2 tRNA genes are annotated in these 303 nt (G+C 43.9%); both read left to right on the top strand.

Going from position 1 to position 303, the window contains the following annotated elements:
• Window positions 1–19: 19 nt before the first annotated feature.
• Window positions 20–93, top strand: a tRNA-Ile gene (locus tag ZA05_RS00025).
• A 135-nt stretch (window positions 94–228) separates the two neighbouring features.
• Window positions 229–302, top strand: a tRNA-Ala gene (locus ZA05_RS00020).
• Window position 303 lies beyond the last annotated feature (1 nt).

The following is a 303-nucleotide window of genomic DNA, read 5'->3' as shown; positions in this document are numbered from 1 at the left end:
CAGTCTTGAGTATGCAAACAGTCTCATAGCTCAGCTGGTTAGAGCGCTACACTGATAATGTAGAGGTCGGCAGTTCGAGTCTGCCTGAGACTACGAAAATCAATTGGCAATTGGGAATGCTAATAAACAATTGGGAAGTTCATTAAAAACTGAAAGGAAATTTTAGAGGTTGAGTAGCCGTTATAAGTACTGTTAACTGATAACTGTTAACTGACAGCTAAATATAACGGGGGATTAGCTCAGCTGGCTAGAGCGCCTGCCTTGCACGCAGGAGGTCATCGGTTCGACTCCGATATTCTCCAC

Origin of the sequence: Mangrovimonas sp. TPBH4 (assembly GCF_001280505.1) — a bacterium.
Lineage (GTDB): Bacteria > Bacteroidota > Bacteroidia > Flavobacteriales > Flavobacteriaceae > Mangrovimonas_A.
This window is presented reverse-complemented; position numbering and strand designations above follow the sequence as displayed.